15 protein-coding genes are annotated in these 17,939 nt (G+C 45.0%); 7 read left to right on the forward strand and 8 right to left on the reverse strand.

Annotated features, from left to right (window positions below; all coding sequences use genetic code 11):
• Window positions 1-6: 6 nt before the first annotated feature.
• From dnaE to cysE, 4 genes are all read left to right on the forward strand, one after another.
• Entirely contained in the window at window positions 7-3,720 is a 3,714-nt protein-coding gene (gene dnaE, locus RAH45_RS07395; protein WP_191691928.1) for a DNA polymerase III subunit alpha, read from the forward strand.
• Window positions 3,721-3,776: 56 nt separating this feature from the next.
• Entirely contained in the window at window positions 3,777-4,154 is a 378-nt protein-coding gene (locus RAH45_RS07400) for an Hpt domain-containing protein (protein WP_225211687.1), read from the forward strand.
• Between the two features lie 26 nt (window positions 4,155-4,180).
• Complete coding sequence (locus tag RAH45_RS07405; RefSeq protein WP_068406936.1) at window positions 4,181-5,053, forward strand: RNA methyltransferase; 873 nt, start codon at window positions 4,181-4,183, stop codon at window positions 5,051-5,053.
• 244 nt (window positions 5,054-5,297) lie between these two features.
• Window positions 5,298-6,170, forward strand: coding sequence for a serine O-acetyltransferase (gene cysE, locus RAH45_RS07410; RefSeq protein WP_238060413.1), 873 nt, complete (start codon window positions 5,298-5,300; stop codon window positions 6,168-6,170).
• Between the two features lie 234 nt (window positions 6,171-6,404).
• Here cysE and RAH45_RS07415 read toward each other — a convergent pair whose 3' ends face one another.
• Window positions 6,405-6,962 (reverse strand): DUF924 family protein, encoded by a 558-nt coding sequence (locus RAH45_RS07415; protein WP_306495093.1) that lies wholly within the window; start codon window positions 6,960-6,962, stop codon window positions 6,405-6,407.
• Between the two features lie 149 nt (window positions 6,963-7,111).
• Here RAH45_RS07415 and RAH45_RS07420 point away from each other — a divergent pair, with 149 nt between their 5' ends.
• Window positions 7,112-7,846: a glucose 1-dehydrogenase gene (locus RAH45_RS07420; protein ID WP_102076770.1), complete on the forward strand. Its 735-nt coding sequence runs from the start codon at window positions 7,112-7,114 to the stop codon at window positions 7,844-7,846.
• Window positions 7,847-7,988: 142 nt separating this feature from the next.
• On the opposite strand, the gene RAH45_RS07425 is transcribed toward RAH45_RS07420, so the two are convergent.
• The 6 genes from RAH45_RS07425 to pheA form a co-directional block, all read right to left on the reverse strand.
• Window positions 7,989-8,537, reverse strand: coding sequence for a 2-amino-4-hydroxy-6-hydroxymethyldihydropteridine diphosphokinase (locus tag RAH45_RS07425; protein WP_306495094.1), 549 nt, complete (start codon window positions 8,535-8,537; stop codon window positions 7,989-7,991).
• Window positions 8,538-8,541: 4 nt separating this feature from the next.
• The gene (folB, locus tag RAH45_RS07430) at window positions 8,542-8,946 is read right to left on the reverse strand and encodes a dihydroneopterin aldolase (protein WP_306495095.1); all 405 of its coding nucleotides are present in this window, start codon (window positions 8,944-8,946) and stop codon (window positions 8,542-8,544) included.
• Between the two features lie 41 nt (window positions 8,947-8,987).
• Window positions 8,988-9,941 (reverse strand): EamA family transporter RarD, encoded by a 954-nt coding sequence (gene rarD / locus RAH45_RS07435; RefSeq protein WP_068406937.1) that lies wholly within the window; start codon window positions 9,939-9,941, stop codon window positions 8,988-8,990.
• Between the two features lie 283 nt (window positions 9,942-10,224).
• On the reverse strand, window positions 10,225-12,543 hold the full coding sequence (locus tag RAH45_RS07440) for a bifunctional prephenate dehydrogenase/3-phosphoshikimate 1-carboxyvinyltransferase (protein ID WP_068406907.1): 2,319 nt from the start codon (window positions 12,541-12,543) through the stop codon (window positions 10,225-10,227).
• Window positions 12,544-12,737: 194 nt separating this feature from the next.
• Window positions 12,738-13,880 carry a histidinol-phosphate transaminase gene (hisC, locus tag RAH45_RS07445; RefSeq protein WP_068406909.1) on the reverse strand — a complete coding sequence of 381 codons (1,143 nt, stop codon included), beginning with the start codon at window positions 13,878-13,880 and terminating at the stop codon, window positions 12,738-12,740.
• A gap of 75 nt (window positions 13,881-13,955) precedes the next feature.
• Window positions 13,956-15,137, reverse strand: coding sequence for a prephenate dehydratase (gene pheA / locus RAH45_RS07450; protein ID WP_068406913.1), 1,182 nt, complete (start codon window positions 15,135-15,137; stop codon window positions 13,956-13,958).
• A gap of 431 nt (window positions 15,138-15,568) precedes the next feature.
• Between pheA and RAH45_RS07455 the strand changes: the two genes are divergently transcribed.
• Complete coding sequence (locus tag RAH45_RS07455; RefSeq protein ID WP_068406916.1) at window positions 15,569-16,510, forward strand: transaldolase; 942 nt, start codon at window positions 15,569-15,571, stop codon at window positions 16,508-16,510.
• A gap of 151 nt (window positions 16,511-16,661) precedes the next feature.
• The gene (locus RAH45_RS07460; RefSeq protein WP_306495096.1) at window positions 16,662-17,171 is read left to right on the forward strand and encodes a hypothetical protein; all 510 of its coding nucleotides are present in this window, start codon (window positions 16,662-16,664) and stop codon (window positions 17,169-17,171) included.
• 94 nt (window positions 17,172-17,265) lie between these two features.
• On the opposite strand, the gene RAH45_RS07465 is transcribed toward RAH45_RS07460, so the two are convergent.
• Window positions 17,266-17,841: an adenine phosphoribosyltransferase gene (locus tag RAH45_RS07465; RefSeq protein ID WP_068406921.1), complete on the reverse strand. Its 576-nt coding sequence runs from the start codon at window positions 17,839-17,841 to the stop codon at window positions 17,266-17,268.
• Window positions 17,842-17,939 lie beyond the last annotated feature (98 nt).

Below are 17,939 nucleotides of genomic sequence, written 5' to 3' on the forward strand. Positions count from 1 at the left end.
TCTTCTATGGCATTTGTACACCTTGGTATCCACAGCGAATATTCCATTACCGATTCTATCGTGCGTATCAAGCCGCTGATTAAAGCGGCAGCGGCGGACAATCAGAGTGCGCTGGCATTGACTGATTTATCCAACCTTTATGCGACGGTGAAATTTTATCGTGCCTGCTTAGGCGCGGGTATCAAGCCCATTATCGGCAGTGAAATCATTATGGATAATGAGGACACGCGCTTGGTGCTACTGGCGATGGACAATGAGGGTTATCAAAATATCACCCGTATCGTCTCGCTTGGCTTTACCGAGGGGCGCGCCGATGCTGCCAATCATGGGGTGCCAGTCGTTGAGCGTCGCCATGTTTTAGAGCACGCCGCTGGTGTCATCGTTTTATTTACCGAAAAATCCGATGTCGGTCAGGCATTGGTGAGTTCTATGCCAGAAAAAGCTGACGAGCTGCTGACAGAATGGCAAGCACAGTTTGGTGATCGCTTATATTTCGCTATCAAGCGCACCAATCGCTCGGGCGAAGACGCTTTTATAAAAGCGGCTATTCATGCCGGTGCCAAGCATCGTATTCCTATTATTGCTCACAACGATGTGCGCTTTTTAGAGCAAGATGATTTTGACGCTCACGAAGCGCGCGTTTGTATCGCAGGCTCGTATGTCCTTGCCGACCCCAATCGTCCACGGCTGTATTCAGATGAGCAGTATTTAAAAACCCAGCAGGAAATGACGGCGCTGTTTGCTGATATTCCGCAGGTCATTGATAATACCTTACGTTTAGCCACGCGCTGTAATGTGACCTTGACCCTTGGCATTAATGTCCTACCTGAATTTCCCGTGCCCGAAGGTGAAACGATTGAATCGTTTTTCCGCGCAGAATCAATACGCGGTCTTAATCATCGATTGGATAAGCTCTTTCCGATTGAAGCACGTACTGACAATTGGAGTGAATTTCGCCAAAAGTACGATGAGCGCTTAGAATATGAGCTTGAAGTTATCTTATCGATGGGCTTCCCAGGTTACTTCTTAATCGTCATGGACTTTATCCGCTGGGCAAAAGCCAACGGCGTACCGGTTGGACCCGGTCGTGGTTCTGGTGCTGGCTCTTTGGTCGCTTATGCGCTCAATATTACTGACCTCGACCCCATTCATTACGACTTGTTATTTGAGCGCTTCTTAAATCCTGAACGTGTTTCTATGCCTGACTTCGATATTGACTTTTGTATTGAAGGTCGTGACCGCGTGATTGATTATGTGGCACAAACCTATGGCCGTGAAGCGGTGTCGCAAATTATTACCTTTGGTACCATGGCAGCAAAAGCGGTGGTACGAGACGTGGCGCGGGTACAAAGCAAATCATACTTTTTGGCCAATAAAATCTCCAAATTGATTCCAAAAACCCCAGGAATTACGCTTAGCCAAGCACTTGAACAAGAGCCGCAGCTAAAAGACTTAATCTCCAACCCCGATAATATGGACTATGAAGATGCCATTGAGATTTGGGAAATGGCGATTAAACTCGAAGGCGTCTGTCGAAACGTTGGTAAGCATGCGGGTGGCGTCCTCATCGCTCCCCATAAAATTACTGACTTTAGCGCGATTTACTGTGATGACGAAGGTCACCGCGTCAGTCAGTTTGATAAAGACGACGTCGAAGCCGTTGGGCTGGTCAAGTTTGACTTTTTGGGTTTACGTAACTTAACGGTGATTAACGCCGCAGTAGAAAACATCAATCTGCGCCGCGCCCGCGAGGGCAAAGATGCCTTGGTGTTAGAGGACTTGCCTTTAGACGACAAAAAAGCCTATAAGCTGCTGCAAGAAGCCAAAACCACGGCTGTCTTTCAGTTAGAAAGTATGGGTATGAAAAAATATCTATCCAAATTACAACCAACCAATATCGAAGACGTCATTGCCATGTGTGCGCTCTATCGTCCGGGACCACTCGATGCAGGCATGGTTGAGATGTATATCGACCGTAAGCATGGCCGCGAGGAAGTCATTTATGACCATCCTAACCTTGAGCCAATTTTAGAAAATACCAACGGCGTTATTGTCTATCAAGAACAGGTGATGCAAATCTCGCAGGTCATGGCAGGCTACAGCTTGGGCGGCGCTGATATGCTACGCCGCGCCATGGGTAAGAAAAAACCTGAGGAAATGGCCAAACAGCGCGATATTTTTGTCACGGGTGCGACCGCGCAAGGCATCGATGAAACGACATCGGGCGGCGTCTTTGACTTGATGGAAAAGTTTGCTGGCTACGGTTTTAACCGCTCGCATTCTGCTGCTTATGGCGTCCTTGCTTATCAGACGGCTTATTTAAAGCAGTACTACCCTGCCGAATTTATGGCGGCGGTACTCACCTCTGATATGAACAACACTGATAACGTGGTGTTCTTTATCAATGATTGCCGCGAAAACTTCGGTTTAACCGTCGTTAATCCATCGGTAAACCGTAGTGAGTGGCATTTTGTCGCCGATACGCCGACCAATATTATTTATGGCTTGGGTGCGATTAAAGGTGTTGGTGAAGGTGCGGTTGAGTCTATCGTTGAGGCGCGCCGACGTGAAGGACCGTTTAAAGATTTATACGACTTTTGCCGCCGCGTTGATATTAAAAAAGTCAATAAACGTACATTGGAAGCCTTAGTCAGTGCGGGCTGTTTTGATGATTTTGCCGCGACTTTACGACCAGACTTGCCAAGCGACGAAGCATACGAGATTCGCGGGGCGCTGATGAGTCAACTGCCAAGCGCCGTACAAGCTGCGGAACAAGACCGCCAAAACAATGAGCTTGGCATGATGGACTTGTTCGGTGAAATGGATGGCGTGGTCGCAGCGCCACCACTGATCATGACACCAGAGCTGATTTGGGGTGATAAACATCGTCTAAAAGCGGAAAAAAATACCTTAGGTTTATACTTAACTGGACATCCTATCGATGAATATCGCGATGAGCTTAAACGTTATACCTCCGGCGCTCGCCTCGATAAGCTGGCAGACACGGGTTATAACGGTAGCTGCTACTTTGCGGGTTTGATTATCGATATTGCCAATTTCGGTACGCGTAACGTCATCACTTTAGACGATGGCACCTCACGTCTAGAAGTCAGCTGTTATGCCGAGCGCTTTAACCGTGTAAAAGAGCAGTTGAAGATTGATGAAGTCGTCGTCATTAAAGGCAGTATCCGTGAGCGTGACGGGCGCATTTTTGCCCGTCTTGATAATGCCATGAGTATGGTTGATGCACGCCTGCGTTGGATGAAAAAAATTAGCATCAAAGTCCACGGTAGCGATATTAATCTGCTCACACGTATGCAGCCTTTGCTAAAATCCGCTCAAGCAGACATCATACCAGCGCCGCGCTTGTCTTATCACGATGAGCAGGACGAGAAAGGTAATAACGGCGGTGCAAACGGCGCTTACGATCCAGCGATGGGCGGCAGCTTATACGATGAAAACGGCAATGATTTATTGGCGCTAGAAAATGACATGCATCAAGATGCGCTGCAAAACGGCGGCTATGCTAATAATGCCCTTAGCAACACCGATGATTCTATTAATGATAACTGCTTGCCGCTTGGGCTGAGCATTTATGAAGAATACGGTATTGCCAATGTCGGGCTATCTGAGCATTGGCGCATCTACCCTAACGATGACAATTTGCAGCAATTAAAGAGCATGGTTAATGAAGACAATTTACATTTTCATTATAGCTAACACCTTTATAGTAGCTAAGCTGAGCCTTTAACTTTTAAAATATTGGACACATGATTATGACTGAACATCCTAACAATACAAATACGCAAAACGATGATGAGATTATCAATGACGAGCAATTTGATGACATGCGTGAGTTGTTAGAAGAGGACTTTGTTGATTTGATACAAGTGTTTTTTACCGACAGTCACGAGCGCATTGTCAAACTAAGACGCGCACAACAAGAAAAGGATAATGCCAACGGCTATGAGCTTGCGCATGCGCTAAAAGGTGCCAGTGCCAATTTGGGTGCGACTCAGTTAACTCGCCTTAGTAGCCAATTACAAGAAGCGTGCCGTGAGCGCCTTATTGGTGACCAAGCTGGTTTAGTTGAAGACGTCGCCGTAGCATTGCAACGGGTTGAACAAGAAATCAAACAAAGACTGGGGCTATAATGCGTAACGACTCTGCCTCAACTTTGATGCCATCGAAAAAATTAGCGCTCTCAACCGGCAGTCTTACGGTAAGCGATTATCTGTCTTCCTTACAAATTGTCATGGTCAATACCACTTTACCTGCCAATATTGGCTCAGCGGCGCGCGCCATGCACACCATGGGTCTATCGCGTCTGACCGTTGTTGACCCCAAGCTGCCCATTGATGAAATCAGTGTTTCGCACGCGGCAGGCGGTAGTGAATTATTAATGTCAGCCACCATAACGCCGACGTTAGAATCGGCGATAGCGGATTGCCAGCTGGTATTTGCGGCCAGCAGCCGTAGCCGTCACATGCCGCGTCCTGTGGTCACACCGACGCAAGCGGCCAACATCATGTTTGACTTTATCGATAAGCAAACTGCGCTTAATTTAGCAAATAATAGTGAAAGCCCGCAAGCTATTAGCAAGCCCAACATCGCTATCTTATTTGGTCGTGAAGACCGCGGTTTGACCAACGAAGAGCTGGCGTACGCCGATTATCATATTCAAATCGATGCCAATCCCGCTTATCCGGTGCTCAATGTTGCCTCTGCCGTACAGGTCATTGCCAGCTTTATCTTTGCTTATGCGCAAACCCATGCTCAAAACCCTGATGAAAGCTTAGACGATGTAAACCCAGTTCAGCCCATATTAGACGTGCATTTACGTCAACAATGGGATGAGCCGGCCATCACCCAGCAGCAACTACAACAGCTCGTTCAGCGTACCACCAACTTGATGGTTCAACGCGGCTTAGCAGACAGTGAACATTTAAAATCCTTGCCAGCGCGACTGTCGCGACTTGGCTCACGCGTGCAGCTGGATCAAAAAGAGTATCAGCTATTAAGCGCACTGATTGCTAAGCTTAGCAAACATTAGAAAAATGGTTTTATCATTACGTTTTTAGCGCCATTTAGCATTTATTTGCGGGACTTGTCTTTGAACAGATAGAAGCCTGAGCCACACAGATAAGACAACACTGTATTTTACAACTCAAAGCTGTTATAACTTTAAAAGATGTCATTGTGATTTTTCTGACACTATTTTCCTGACAGTATTTTTCTGACAATCGATAGGACGCTTTATGTCATTGCCAACCTCCTTGTTCAAATCGCTTGCCCGTATCAAAAAAGACCTACAAGAAGATGTCGAAGCGGTATTCAATCGCGACCCTGCTGCGCGTAATAGCCTAGAAGTCATCTTGACCTACCCTGGCATTCACGCCCTGATTTTACATCGCGGCGCGCATTGTCTTTGGCAAAATGAGCAAAAACTGGCGGCGCGCGCCGTTTCTTATGGCTCGCGTATCATCACTGGCATTGAGATTCATCCTGCCGCTAAAATCGGCAAGCGTTTTTTTATTGACCATGGCGTCGGCGTAGTGATTGGTGAAACGGCTGAGATTGGCAACGACGTTACCCTTTATCACGGCGTCACCCTTGGCGGCGTTTCATGGAATAATGGCAAACGTCATCCTACTTTAGAGGACGGAGTCATTGTCGGTGCTGGTGCCAAAGTATTAGGACCATTTACGGTTGGTAAAGGCGCTAAAATTGGCTCAAATGCGGTGGTGGTCAAACCCGTACCCGCAGGTGCAACGATGGTTGGTAGCGCCGCTCGTATGATTTCAGACCATCATGACGAAAAAGGCAATCCTATTACAACCAAAGTACAGGACGCCAAACAACAAGAAAAAGCCGCGCAAGCAGGTGCAACTGCTGACCAGCAAGAAACAGACCCTACTTCTAACACTGCACGAGCGACGGCGTTTCAGGCTTATGGGATTGACCCTTCTTCACAAGACCCAGTGGCTGAAGCCTTTGCTAAAATGCTCGAACATATCCAGCAGTCGGAAAATCGACTCGATCAACTACAAGCGGCCATGTGCAAGATAGACCCAAACTTTTGCAAAAAAGAATACGATAAACTGTGCTTAGAAGACTTAGATGTCATCGGTCGTGCTGATATGGATGCAGCTGGCACTGAGCAGAAGTAAATTGCTCGCTAGCTTGGAGATTAAATAAAAAGAGGCCAATTCAATTGGTCTCTTTTTATTTTAACCAATAGACAAATAGCGCTTTAACGACTAACTATCGTCAAAATATTCTAAAAACGCAACGGTATTGCTGATATCAATTTTTTGTAGCCTCTGTCTGCGCAGGCACAGCAAGCAAGAAAAATTGATATCAGCAGTGCGTGATGTCTCTATATTACTTTTCACTCACTATAGTTAACAGACAACATTTATAAAAAATGACGAGTCAGGCTGGGTCAAAAACTCTATTTCCTCGCTACTCGACACCCGTCCTAAAATGTCATTACGATGCGGATAACGGCCAAATCGATCGATAATTACTTTGTGTTTGAGCTCAGCATCTATGCTGTCTGCATTGGTATATTGTTTAAATAACCTTTCTGCTTGCTGATGAATCAGTTTTGATTCACTGTGCATATAAGGCATCAATACAAACTTACGTTCATCAATCGTTTCAAACGCCTCTAATGCTCCGGCAGCCACCGCCTCTTGCGCAAGTACAAGGCACATCGCATCTTGGGCAAAAGCCGCTGGCGTATTACGGTAAATATTGCGCGAGAACTGGTCTAATATAATAATTTCTGCTAAGCGCCCTTGTATGCTGCTACGCCACGTATAAAACTCTGCCGCCGCTGCTTGCTCAAGTATATCGCTGTAGCGCTCTATTAATAACTTATCAAACGCTAAGTCTTTTTCAAAAAACTTCTCACTACCTGCCTCATTAAAACAAAAATCCAATATATCGTTGTACATCGTTTTCTCACTATCATGATTTAAAGCTATGCTTTAAAAACATTGTTTAAAAGATAAAATATGCAGTCAAGACTATATAACTGTTAATGAATATTTAGTCATTTTGTCTTATACTCTTTTATTATTCATAATTAAAAAAAGGCACTATCATGGCGCGTTTACAAGACAAAGTTATCATTATCACGGGCGCAGCTCAAGGCATGGGTGAAACTCATGCGCGTTTATGTATGGCGGAGGGTGCTAAAGTCGTCTTGACCGACATCAATTCTGATAAAGGCGACGCCTTGGCCGCCGAACTTGGCGCTGATGCGCTATTTATCAAACATGATGTCACCAATGAAGATGATTGGGAACAAGTCGTTAAAGAAACACAGGTAAAATTTGGTCAAATCGATGTCTTAGTAAATAACGCGGGTATTACCACGCACAAATCTATCTTGGATACTTCTTTGGAAGACTATCGCAAGATTTTAGAGATTAACCAAGTATCGGTCTTTTTAGGCATGAAAGCGGTTATTCCAACGATGAAAGCCGCTAAGCAAGGCTCTATCATCAATATATCATCGATTAACGGTTTGGTTGGCGGCGCTATCGGTTATACCGATTCTAAATTTGCGGTACGCGGTATGACTAAAGCGGCGGCATTAGAGTGCGCCCCTTATGGCATACGTGTGAACTCCATTCACCCAGGCGTCATCGCTACCCCGATGATTATGCAAGGCGATACCAAAGATGCAGTTGAAGCTTTTGCCAAAACCATTCCGATGAGACGTGTGGCTCAGCCCGAAGAAGTCAGCGGTATGGTGCTATTTTTAGCATCAGATGAATCGAGCTACTCAACAGGTTCAGAATTTATTATTGATGGTGGTTTGACGGCGCAGTAAGGATTTTTGCGCTAAACCATATGAATTAGATAAAAGCTGGGTAGTACCCGGCTTTCATTTTGAGATACTTGAAGGAAAATACTAAGGATTTAATAGCTTTGACTTATTCTTAATAACAGCTCAGCCACTGCATTTAACTTCTTTAAAGCCCACTCAAAATCAACTCTTCAACCCCTGCCCTTTCATGGGCCTTAAATGGATAACGATCTGCCATGATTATCCATTGCTCTGAATTTTTGACTATTTTTTTAGGCGCCAAATAATTGCTTAGGCTATTTTCTCTATCGTCTAATTTTATTAGTAAAATATCAATATCCATAGCGACTTTTTTTATAGGGTTTTTTATTGATTCAGAGCAACGCTGTCTACCGCAATCACTCTCAATTTTTTTAAAAGTCTGCTGCAACTGCTGCAGGGTCGCAGATGTAAGGGTTAAATAAACACACTGATTGGTATAGTCAGGTTTTGGTAGCTCAGGTGTCGCGGTAAAATCAGGATTTTGAAATGCCGTTGATAGCTGTATTTCACCTAAAGCCGCAAGCTGTTCTCGAGCGCGTGGTAAGTATTTCTCAGCTTGATAATTACTACCGAGGGCGAGCAGCACTGCCGATACAGAATGCGTTTGCAGCTGTTCAGGCGCGCACTGTTTTAAGTCTTCAAGATTCAAATCAGCCAATGCTCTATGTGTCATCAGATTAACTATCTTGGTTTACATTGGATTCGGCTATTGAGCCTTTGGCATAACGGGTGATCTGCACCCCAACCGCATCCGCTTGTTGAATAGCAGTTGGCTTGGCAACGCTGAGCGTTGTTTTATGACAGTTATATTTTGCCAGTAGCTTATCAGCGATTTGACCAGCCAAATGCTCAAGCAGCTGCGCTTGAATGGCTTGGCACCATGCGCTCACATCATCGCAGACCGCTTTGTAATTGAGCGCATCATTAACATCGTCTGACACAGCCGCTTTACTAATATCCGTCTCAAGCGCTATGTCAATCAGGAGTGGCTGCGTAATAGCGCGCTCCCAGGCATAGACACCAATCACCGCCTCTACTGTTAAGCCTTTGACAAATACCACATCAGATTCGGTATGAAACATGCGCTTATCCTTATTTATTATACTTTTATTTTAAAACAATTTTACGATAACGCCTCGTCGCGCAGGCGCGCAGCTTTTAACGCTTTACTCGGACGATGGCGCCATAGGTCAATACTGAATAATAATAACCCAAGCCAAATCAAACCAAATACCGCCAGACGATGTAAATCAAAAGGCTCGTTATAATAGAATACCGCCAAGAAGAAAATAAAGGTCGGGGTCAGATAATTCATAAAACTTAGAATACTAAAAGCAACCATCTTAGTCGATTTATTAAACAACAATAATGGTATCAGCGTAATCGGACCTGCCAGCATCAGCAGCCAAATGTTTGAGGTAAACCAAAAACTTAACTGACTACTCACCACGTCAGCTTGCCAAAACCACCATAAACAGATCGGTACTAACATGGTGGTTTCTACAAACATGGCATCGACCGCCGTGAGCGGTGTTTGGCGCTGGATGGTGCCGTAAGTACTAAAACTAAAGGCTAAAATCAGCGATATCCATGGCAGGCTACCAATCATAACGACTTGAATCAGCACGGACAATAGCGCAAAACCAATAGCTACCCATTGCAAGGGGCGCAAACGCTCTTTAAACAAAATCATCGAGAGCGCCACGCCGACCAATGGTCCGATAAAATAACCCAAACTGGCCTCAAGAATGCGGTCGTGGTTGACCGCCCATACATAAGTAAGCCAGTTGGTGGCAATAATCAAACCCGATATAAAAGAAAATGCTATCCATCTCGGGTTTTGCTTTAGCGTATCAATCCATTGCCAGCGCTTGGTCAGCACCAATACGATAAGCAAGCAGGCAAAGGTCCATATAATGCGATGGCCGATAATCTCGGTCGCATCATAAGCAGCGAGCTGCTTAAAGTATAACGGAAATGCACCCCAAATAAAGAACGCTGTTAGCGCGGTGGCAATACCGCGTCTGGTGGTTTGAATAGGAGCAACGGGTTTTTTGACAACATTTTGAGTGGCCATAAGACGATACAACTTTTTAGAGCAAAGCGCGCCCTTACCTATTTTTAAACCATTATCAAATGATAAAAGTAAGAGCGCAGGGTTACTACGTAGAGGGTAGAAAGTAAAAAGCAATGCGTTGATACCAACTAAGTATCAACACATTGCTCACGACAACAACTATTATTAAATAAATTTTATAACAAGTTTAAAATTTAGCTTTTGGACTTTAACAGATTCAGAAGATAAAGCTTTAAATTTTAGAAGTTAATAATATTTTGTCAGGTAATTAACAACTTCAATATTAAGCCGCGCCATTATCGACCTTGATAGACATACCAATTTGATTGGCAAGCTCAGCAAATCCTGGGAAACTGGTATTGACGGTTTCAACGCCTTCAATGGTAATCTGCTTCGCTGCACGTAAGCTGGCAACCGCAAAACTCATGGCAATACGATGGTCATGATGCGAGGTAATATGTCCGCCGCCAAAGACAGGCTGGCTGTTATTCACTTCATTAACGTTACTGCCCTTACCTTCGATGCCTTTACCTTCAATAATCAGGCCATCTTCAGTCACCGTACAATCAATGCCTAGTGTTTGTAGACCGTCTGCCATCACGGCGATACGATCTGACTCTTTCACACGCAACTCTTTTGCACCGGTTAACACCGTACGACCTTGGGCACAGCTAGCAGCGATAAATAATACGGGAAACTCATCAATCGCTAAAGGTACTAAATATTCTGGAATCTCGATACCTTTTAGGCTTGAGCTGCGAATAGTAATGTCCGCCACTGGCTCGCCGCCGACATGGGTTTCATTGCTTAGGCTAATATCAGCATTCATCAATTTTAAAATATCAATGATACCCGTACGCGTCGGATTAATACCCACTTGCGTTAGGGTCAGCTCGCTGCCCTGACTGATAGCTGCGGCTACCATAAAGAAAGCCGCTGATGAGATATCAGCAGGAACGGCGATATCGCCGCCTGTAAGCGTACCGCCACCTTTGACGCTGACACGATTGCCATCAACCATCACAGGATAACCAAAGGCTGAGAGCATACGTTCGGTATGATCGCGGCTAACTTCAGGTTGAATAACGGTCGTGGTACCTTCTGCCCAAAGTCCCGCCAATAATAAGCAAGACTTAACCTGTGCAGAGGCAACTGGCATATCATATTCCATACCTTGGAGCGGCTCACCAACATTCGCTCGACCCGTAATGCTAAGCGGTGCGGTACCATTATGACCGGTACTTTGAATGACGGCTCCCATTTCACGTAATGGTGCGGCCACACGTTCCATCGGACGCTTATTTAGACTGGTATCGCCTGTCAATACACTATCAAATGACTGCGCTGCTAATATACCGGCAAGCAGGCGCATACTGGTGCCTGAGTTGCCCATATATAAGGGCGTTTTGCTTGGTTTTAGACCGTTCATACCGACGCCATGAATGGTTAATTTACCTTTATCAGGGCCTTCAATACTCACGCCCATATCACGAAATGCTTGCAAGGTAGCCAGCGCATCCTCTCCTTCCAAAAACCCTGTGACGTTGGTGACACCTGTGGCAAGGCTACCAAGCATGATACTGCGATGCGAGATAGATTTATCACCAGGAATAGTAATGGTGCCAGAGACGGTGTTGCTAGGAGTAATATTATAAGAAGCTGACATGGCAGAAGTATCCGTATAAGGGGTGCTGGCTAACATATGGCCAAAATGTCGCCGTGCGGCTTGCGCGCGGCCCAAAAGCCCCATGAGGGCGGTCGAATCTTTATCAATGATAAGCTGGCGCATATTCTGTAGATAAACGCCATACTCGTCAAGAGCGCTTATAATCGCGCTTTGGTTGGCAAAAAATATATCATGCCACATTTTAGGGTCGCTGGCGGCAATACGGCTAAAGTCGCGAAAACCGCCTGCGGCATAGCGAAACATATCTAAATTGTCATCATGACTTGCCAGCTGTTCAACCAAATTAAACGCCAGCAAATGCGGCAGATGACTGGTATGTGCCAATATTGCGTCATGACGTTCAGCCGCCATCGGCATGACCGTCGCACCAACTGCTTCCCATAACTGACGAAGCTTAGCAACAGCGTTATCATTGGTCGTTGGCAGCTCACAGATAATCACGCTATGATTGACAAATAGAGTGGCGCGCCTGGCATGATAGCCTGAATTTTCCGCTCCAGCAATCGGATGCGCAGGGACAAACCCCGTTGGTAGCGAGCTAAAGACCGCTTTTGCCGCCTCAATGATATTAACCTTGGTACTACAGACATCAGTAATGAGGCAATCAGCAGCAAGCTGTCCATGATCCATCGCGGTTTTGATATCGACAAACACAGCCTTTACCGCTTGCACTGGCACGGCGATGACAATTAAGTCGCTGCCCGATACCACTTCACTTAAGACGGCACTACCCGCATCTAGCAAACCATGTTGCATGGCTTCATCGATGCTTGGTGCATGTCGATCAACCGCCACCAAGCGCGCACTTAAACCAAGGTCTTTGATGGCTTGGGCAAGACTCGCGCCAATCAGCCCGAGACCGATAACACAGACTTGCTCAAATAATGGCGGCTGAGTATGTATAGACGATTGCATATGATTGTTTTGGTTGGTTATGGGTTGATTGCTTAAGTTTCGATTACTTATATTTTGATTGCTAAGGTTGTTTTGCTGGCGACTCACGGCGTTTCTCTTTCAACAAACCAGCATCAGTAGGCATAAAGCATGCTGATATTGGCGTCGTAAAATTGATTTATTTTTTGATTAAAATACGGATAACTACTTTTTTATTAATCTTCAGTCAGTATTGAGCGCAAGGTATCAATCAGGCGCATATTATCTTCTGCAACCCCTACCGTAATACGCAGCCAATTGAGCAAACCATAACCTGCTAATGGACGCACTATCACGCCTTGCTCTAGCAATGCTTGATAAATGGCAGCCGCGTTTATGTCTTCCATCTCAACTTCTATTTCAACCATGATAAAGTTGGCATGCGACTTAATAAACCCTAGCCCCAAGGCATCAAACTGCTTTTCTAACCAGCGCATTTGCTCTTGGTTATTAAGTCTTGTTTTTTCAATAAAGTCTTGGTCTGCAAGCGCAGCATTGGCAGCAGCTAAAGCGACTCTACTAACGTTAAAGGGCTGACGAATGCGATTGAGTAAATCGGCGACAGCGACTGAGCTTAGCGCATAACCAACACGCAAACCTGCTAGCCCATAGGCTTTTGAAAAAGTACGTACAATAACCACATTCTCAAATTCATCGAGCAGCGCTCTATTATTACTCTCAGGACTATATTCGATATAGGCTTCATCTAGTACCACCAACACTGAGCTTGGCACACTAGCCACAAATGCACGTAACTCTTGCTGCGTAAGCTGCGTACCCGTTGGGTTATTAGGATTGGCGATAAAGACCATTTTGCTATTAGGATTGTCCGCTACCGCCTGACTCATCGCCTTTAAATCATGACCAAAACGATTGGCTGGCACTTCCACGCCTTTTGCGCCTTGCATTTTGGCCAGCATCGGATAAACGATAAAAGCATACTGACTATAAATAATCGCATCATCGACGCCAGCAAAACTACGCGCTAAGATATCAAGCAAATCATCAGAGCCATTACCTAAAGTAATCTGGTCGACACCAACATCGTTAAAGTCAGCAAGTGCTTGTTTGAGATAATAACCATTGCCATCAGGATAACGTGCCAGCTGACCCAGTTGCTCGGTAATCGCAAGCGTGACATGCGGTGAGCAGCCCAGTGGATTTTCATTACTAGCAAGCTTGACCACATCTGAGACACCGTACTCGCGTGTCAACTCTTCAACCGGCTTGCCCGTCTGATAAGGCATTAGCTCTAAAATACTGTCATAGGCCGGCACTAGCGGTGATAAATTTGACTCTGTCGACTGTGATGACTGCATGATTTATCCTTGGATGTGATAAGGCATTTACTGTTGATGAATCCCTACTGTTAAAACCATTCTATTAAGCCAGCTTTATAGCACGGCTTTTGGATAAGAACCTAAAATGCGCAAATCTTTGACCAATGGACGGATATCAGCAATTGCTGCACTCACATTTGCGTCTTCGATGTGGCCATCCATATCGATAAAGAACACGTAAGCCCATTTATTTGGACGTTCAGGACGCGTCTCGATACTGGTCATCGACACGCCATGATAAGACAAGGGCTTTAAGATTTCGATCAGGGCGCCTGCTTTATCATGCGCTGAAACCATAATTGAAGTTTTATCTTGACCCGATGGCGCAATCGCCTCGTGACCGATAATTAGGAAACGCGTGGTATTGCTAGGATTGTCTTCGATGTTTGAATACAGCTTATGTAAATCGTACTCTGCCGCTGCCACATCACCGGCGATTGCCGCTGAATGCCATTCGTTTTTGAGACGGCGGGCCGCTTCACCATTGCTCGATACCGCCACACGCTCAACATTTGGGAAATTAACATCGAGCCAATGGCGGCACTGCGCCAATGACTGCTGATGTGAGTAGATACGGCTTAAGCCATCAATTTTGGTGTGTTCAGCAACCAAGAAGTTTTGATGAATAGGCAACTCAACTTCACCGATTATCTTTAAGCTAGAAGATAAGAAGCCATCTAAGGTATGGTTAACCACGCCCTCTGACGAGTTTTCAACTGGTACCACGCCATACATTGCTGTGCCTGCTTCAACTTCTCGGAAGACGTCAGTAATAGTATTTAGCGGCACGGTATCGGCGGCTTTACCAAAATGCTTTAAAGCGGCGGCATGGGTAAAGGTGCCGACAGGGCCTAAGAACGCAATACGCTGCGGTGCTTCCAAATCAAGGCAGACTGACATGATTTCGCGGAACAAACGCGCCATTTTTTCATCGGCGATGGGCCCAGTATTACGTTCCATCACCGCCTTTAACACTTGCGCTTCACGCTCAGGACGATAAAAAATAGGATTGGTTTTTTCGGCATCAGGACTATTGGCAACGTGGTCTTTTTTTACCGTCGCTACTTGCTGCGCCAATTTGGCACGGTTATTAATGAGCGTTTGAATTTCGCAGTCAACTGCATCAATACTTTGGCGCAATGTGTTTAAAAACGCTTTATCAGTTGCAGCCCCATCAACACTTGCAGGGGTTTGGTTTAGATTGTCTACATTTTGCTCTGGTGACTGCTCACTCATTACCGCCCATCCTTTTTCTAATATTATTGCTAAAGTTATTGCTAAAGTTTATGACTGTTGTCTATTAGCTAGGTAACCTGCTTATTTTAATAATAAATGCTCGCTTAGTTCTCATGTTTAGCGAGCCAAACAGTGGATCGGCTCTACTATAGCAAAAACTATCGACAGTGCCCATTCGTAAATACGCGCAAATAAGCAATTTGCCATAAATCTTAGCACAGTTATGCACGATAAACGCTATACCCTATAAAACTATCAGGCTACAACCGTCCAAATATATGATACAGTTTAAAGATAGCCGTTAAATTCACCATACCGCCATGATAAATCGCTTTATCAATGAAAATTCATAAGCAACTAACTGAAATAACCAATCTAAATAACACGGCTAAATAAAAACATCAAAACGTAAATTAATCATAGGATATCTGATGAGCGCATTACAACAGCTTCGCACCATGACCACTATTGTCGCTGATACGGGCGACCTTGCCGCCATTGCGCGTCTAAAACCCATCGATGCCACGACCAATCCAAGCCTTATTACCAAAGCGCTGATTCATCCGGACAATGAAGCGCTGATGTCAGAAACCATGAGTCGCCATCGCGGTGATGTCGATGCAGTGATTGATGAATTAACCGTTCAAATCGGCTGTAATATTTTGGCATTGATTGAAGGTCGCGTTTCAACCGAAGTCGATGCACGCTTATCTTATGACACTCAAGCCACCATTGATAAAGCGCTCAGCTTTATGGAAGCCTACCAAAAAGCAGGTATTGATTCAGAGCGCGTATTGATTAAGATGGCCGCAACCTGGCAAGGTATTGAAGCGGCGCGTTACCTTGAAACTCAGGGAATTCACTGCAACTTGACGTTATTATTCGGTCAACATCAAGCGATTGCTTGTGCCGATGCGGGCGTTACCCTAATCTCGCCTTTTGTTGGACGTATTTTAGACTGGCAAAAACGTCAGCAAAACCGCCAAAATGTCCCTGCTTCAGATGATATGGGTGTGCAATCGGTCAAGCTTATTTACCAATACTACAAACAACATGGCTATAAGACCCAAGTGATGGGCGCAAGTTTCCGCTCGACCGAGCAAATATTAGCACTAGCTGGCTGTGATCTATTGACCATCGCGCCCAATCTGATTGATGAGCTGGCAGCCATGGATGTCGAAGTGACACGCCAACTGTCACCAAGTATGTCAATGGATTTGCCCGACATGGCGAAGGTCAGCTTAACCCATGACGAGTTCAGTGCCGCTTATCAGCAAGATATCGTCACCCAAGACTTATTACCCAAGGGTATCGATGGCTTTATCGGTGCGCGTGATGAGCTTGCGCAAATGCTCGCGGCGATGCGAGATTAACTGCGATATTTATATATTTTATGCGTTTGCCTGCTAATCACGAGTGCTGAGATTGTCTCAGTATGAACCCCTTGTCATAAAAGTAATTTGCCTGCTTCTATCAAGTTGGCTATGATAAGCGACTTTATATAACAACAAGCAAGGCTCGATTATGAAACGGCTAGCAGTGATATTAGCAGGTAGTACGCTTGCAATGAGTGGCTATGCGGCAAACTGGTTAGAGGTCTCAAAAAGCCAAACTGGCTCTGTTTTTAGCTTGGATGTGGATTCTATCGAACGCTCAGACATTCATATTATTGATGAAAAAGAGGTCGAAAACATTACCGTCTCTATTCGTAGAACCTATCCTGCGCCAAAGGTTAGCGCAAAAGACGCTAAAGAAAATGAAGCGAAAGCAAAAGAGAATAAAGACAAAGCCGCTAATAAAACAGTGAAAGAAACCAGCATTCATCATAGCGACCAACAATGGCTTATCTCATGTAAGGATGCAAGCTATTATCGTCGCGCTTATGTCAACTATGCTGCTGACGATAAAGTGTTAAAATCTTGGCAATCCGATAAACCGATACTGACAACCAAAGACTTTAAGCTGACCAAACCAAAAACGATTAGCCGCTTGCTCGTCGAACAGGCGTGTAAAAGTTATCAGCAAGACAAGTAACGCAGGTCAAGACGAACCAACAAAGTACATGCCATTAAAAAGCGCGCTGAACTATTAATTCAGCGCGCTTTTTATTATGCTAAAAACCATTTCTCTAAGCTTTTAAAACCGTATAAACAGGTACAGGAAACTCGCCATGCAGAGCAACCAAATCTAACAATACCAAGGCGCCAACTACCGTATGCTGTGCAGATTTACAAAGCTCATAAGCGGTCATCAGCGTGCCGCCTGTCGCCAATATATCGTCGACCAATAATACCCGCTCAGGCGGCAAATTATTTTGCATCTCAAGCGTGTCTTTGCCGTATTCTAACGCATAAGCTTTATTGGCAACCGGTGGCGGTAATTTACCGGGTTTACGCAGCAAAATCATGCCTTTACCCAAACGTCCCGCCAGCAAACTGGCAAATACAAATCCACGCGCCTCTACGGCGCCTAAGCAATCCACTTCATCAAGCAAACCTTTAGGCAAAGCCGCTAACATCTCATCAATCACTGCATTGATATGACTGCGTAGTAACGGTGTAATATCATAGAAATCGATACCAACTTTTGGGAAGTCTGGTACTGTGCGAATGATTTGCCAAAATGGATGGTCAGTATTGAGCGTATTAGATGAATCGGTTGTGGTCTTAACTTCAGCTGATGTAACGGCGGCATTCGCGCTCATAGTAACCCTTAACTTATAAAACTTAAATAATGATATGACGGTGGTAAATGAGGTAGGTGATAAATGAGATGACAATCGCTAAAAATAGCGGCGATAAT

Source organism: Psychrobacter sp. van23A (assembly GCF_030845275.1).
GTDB classification, from domain to species: Bacteria; Pseudomonadota; Gammaproteobacteria; order Pseudomonadales; family Moraxellaceae; genus Psychrobacter; species Psychrobacter faecalis.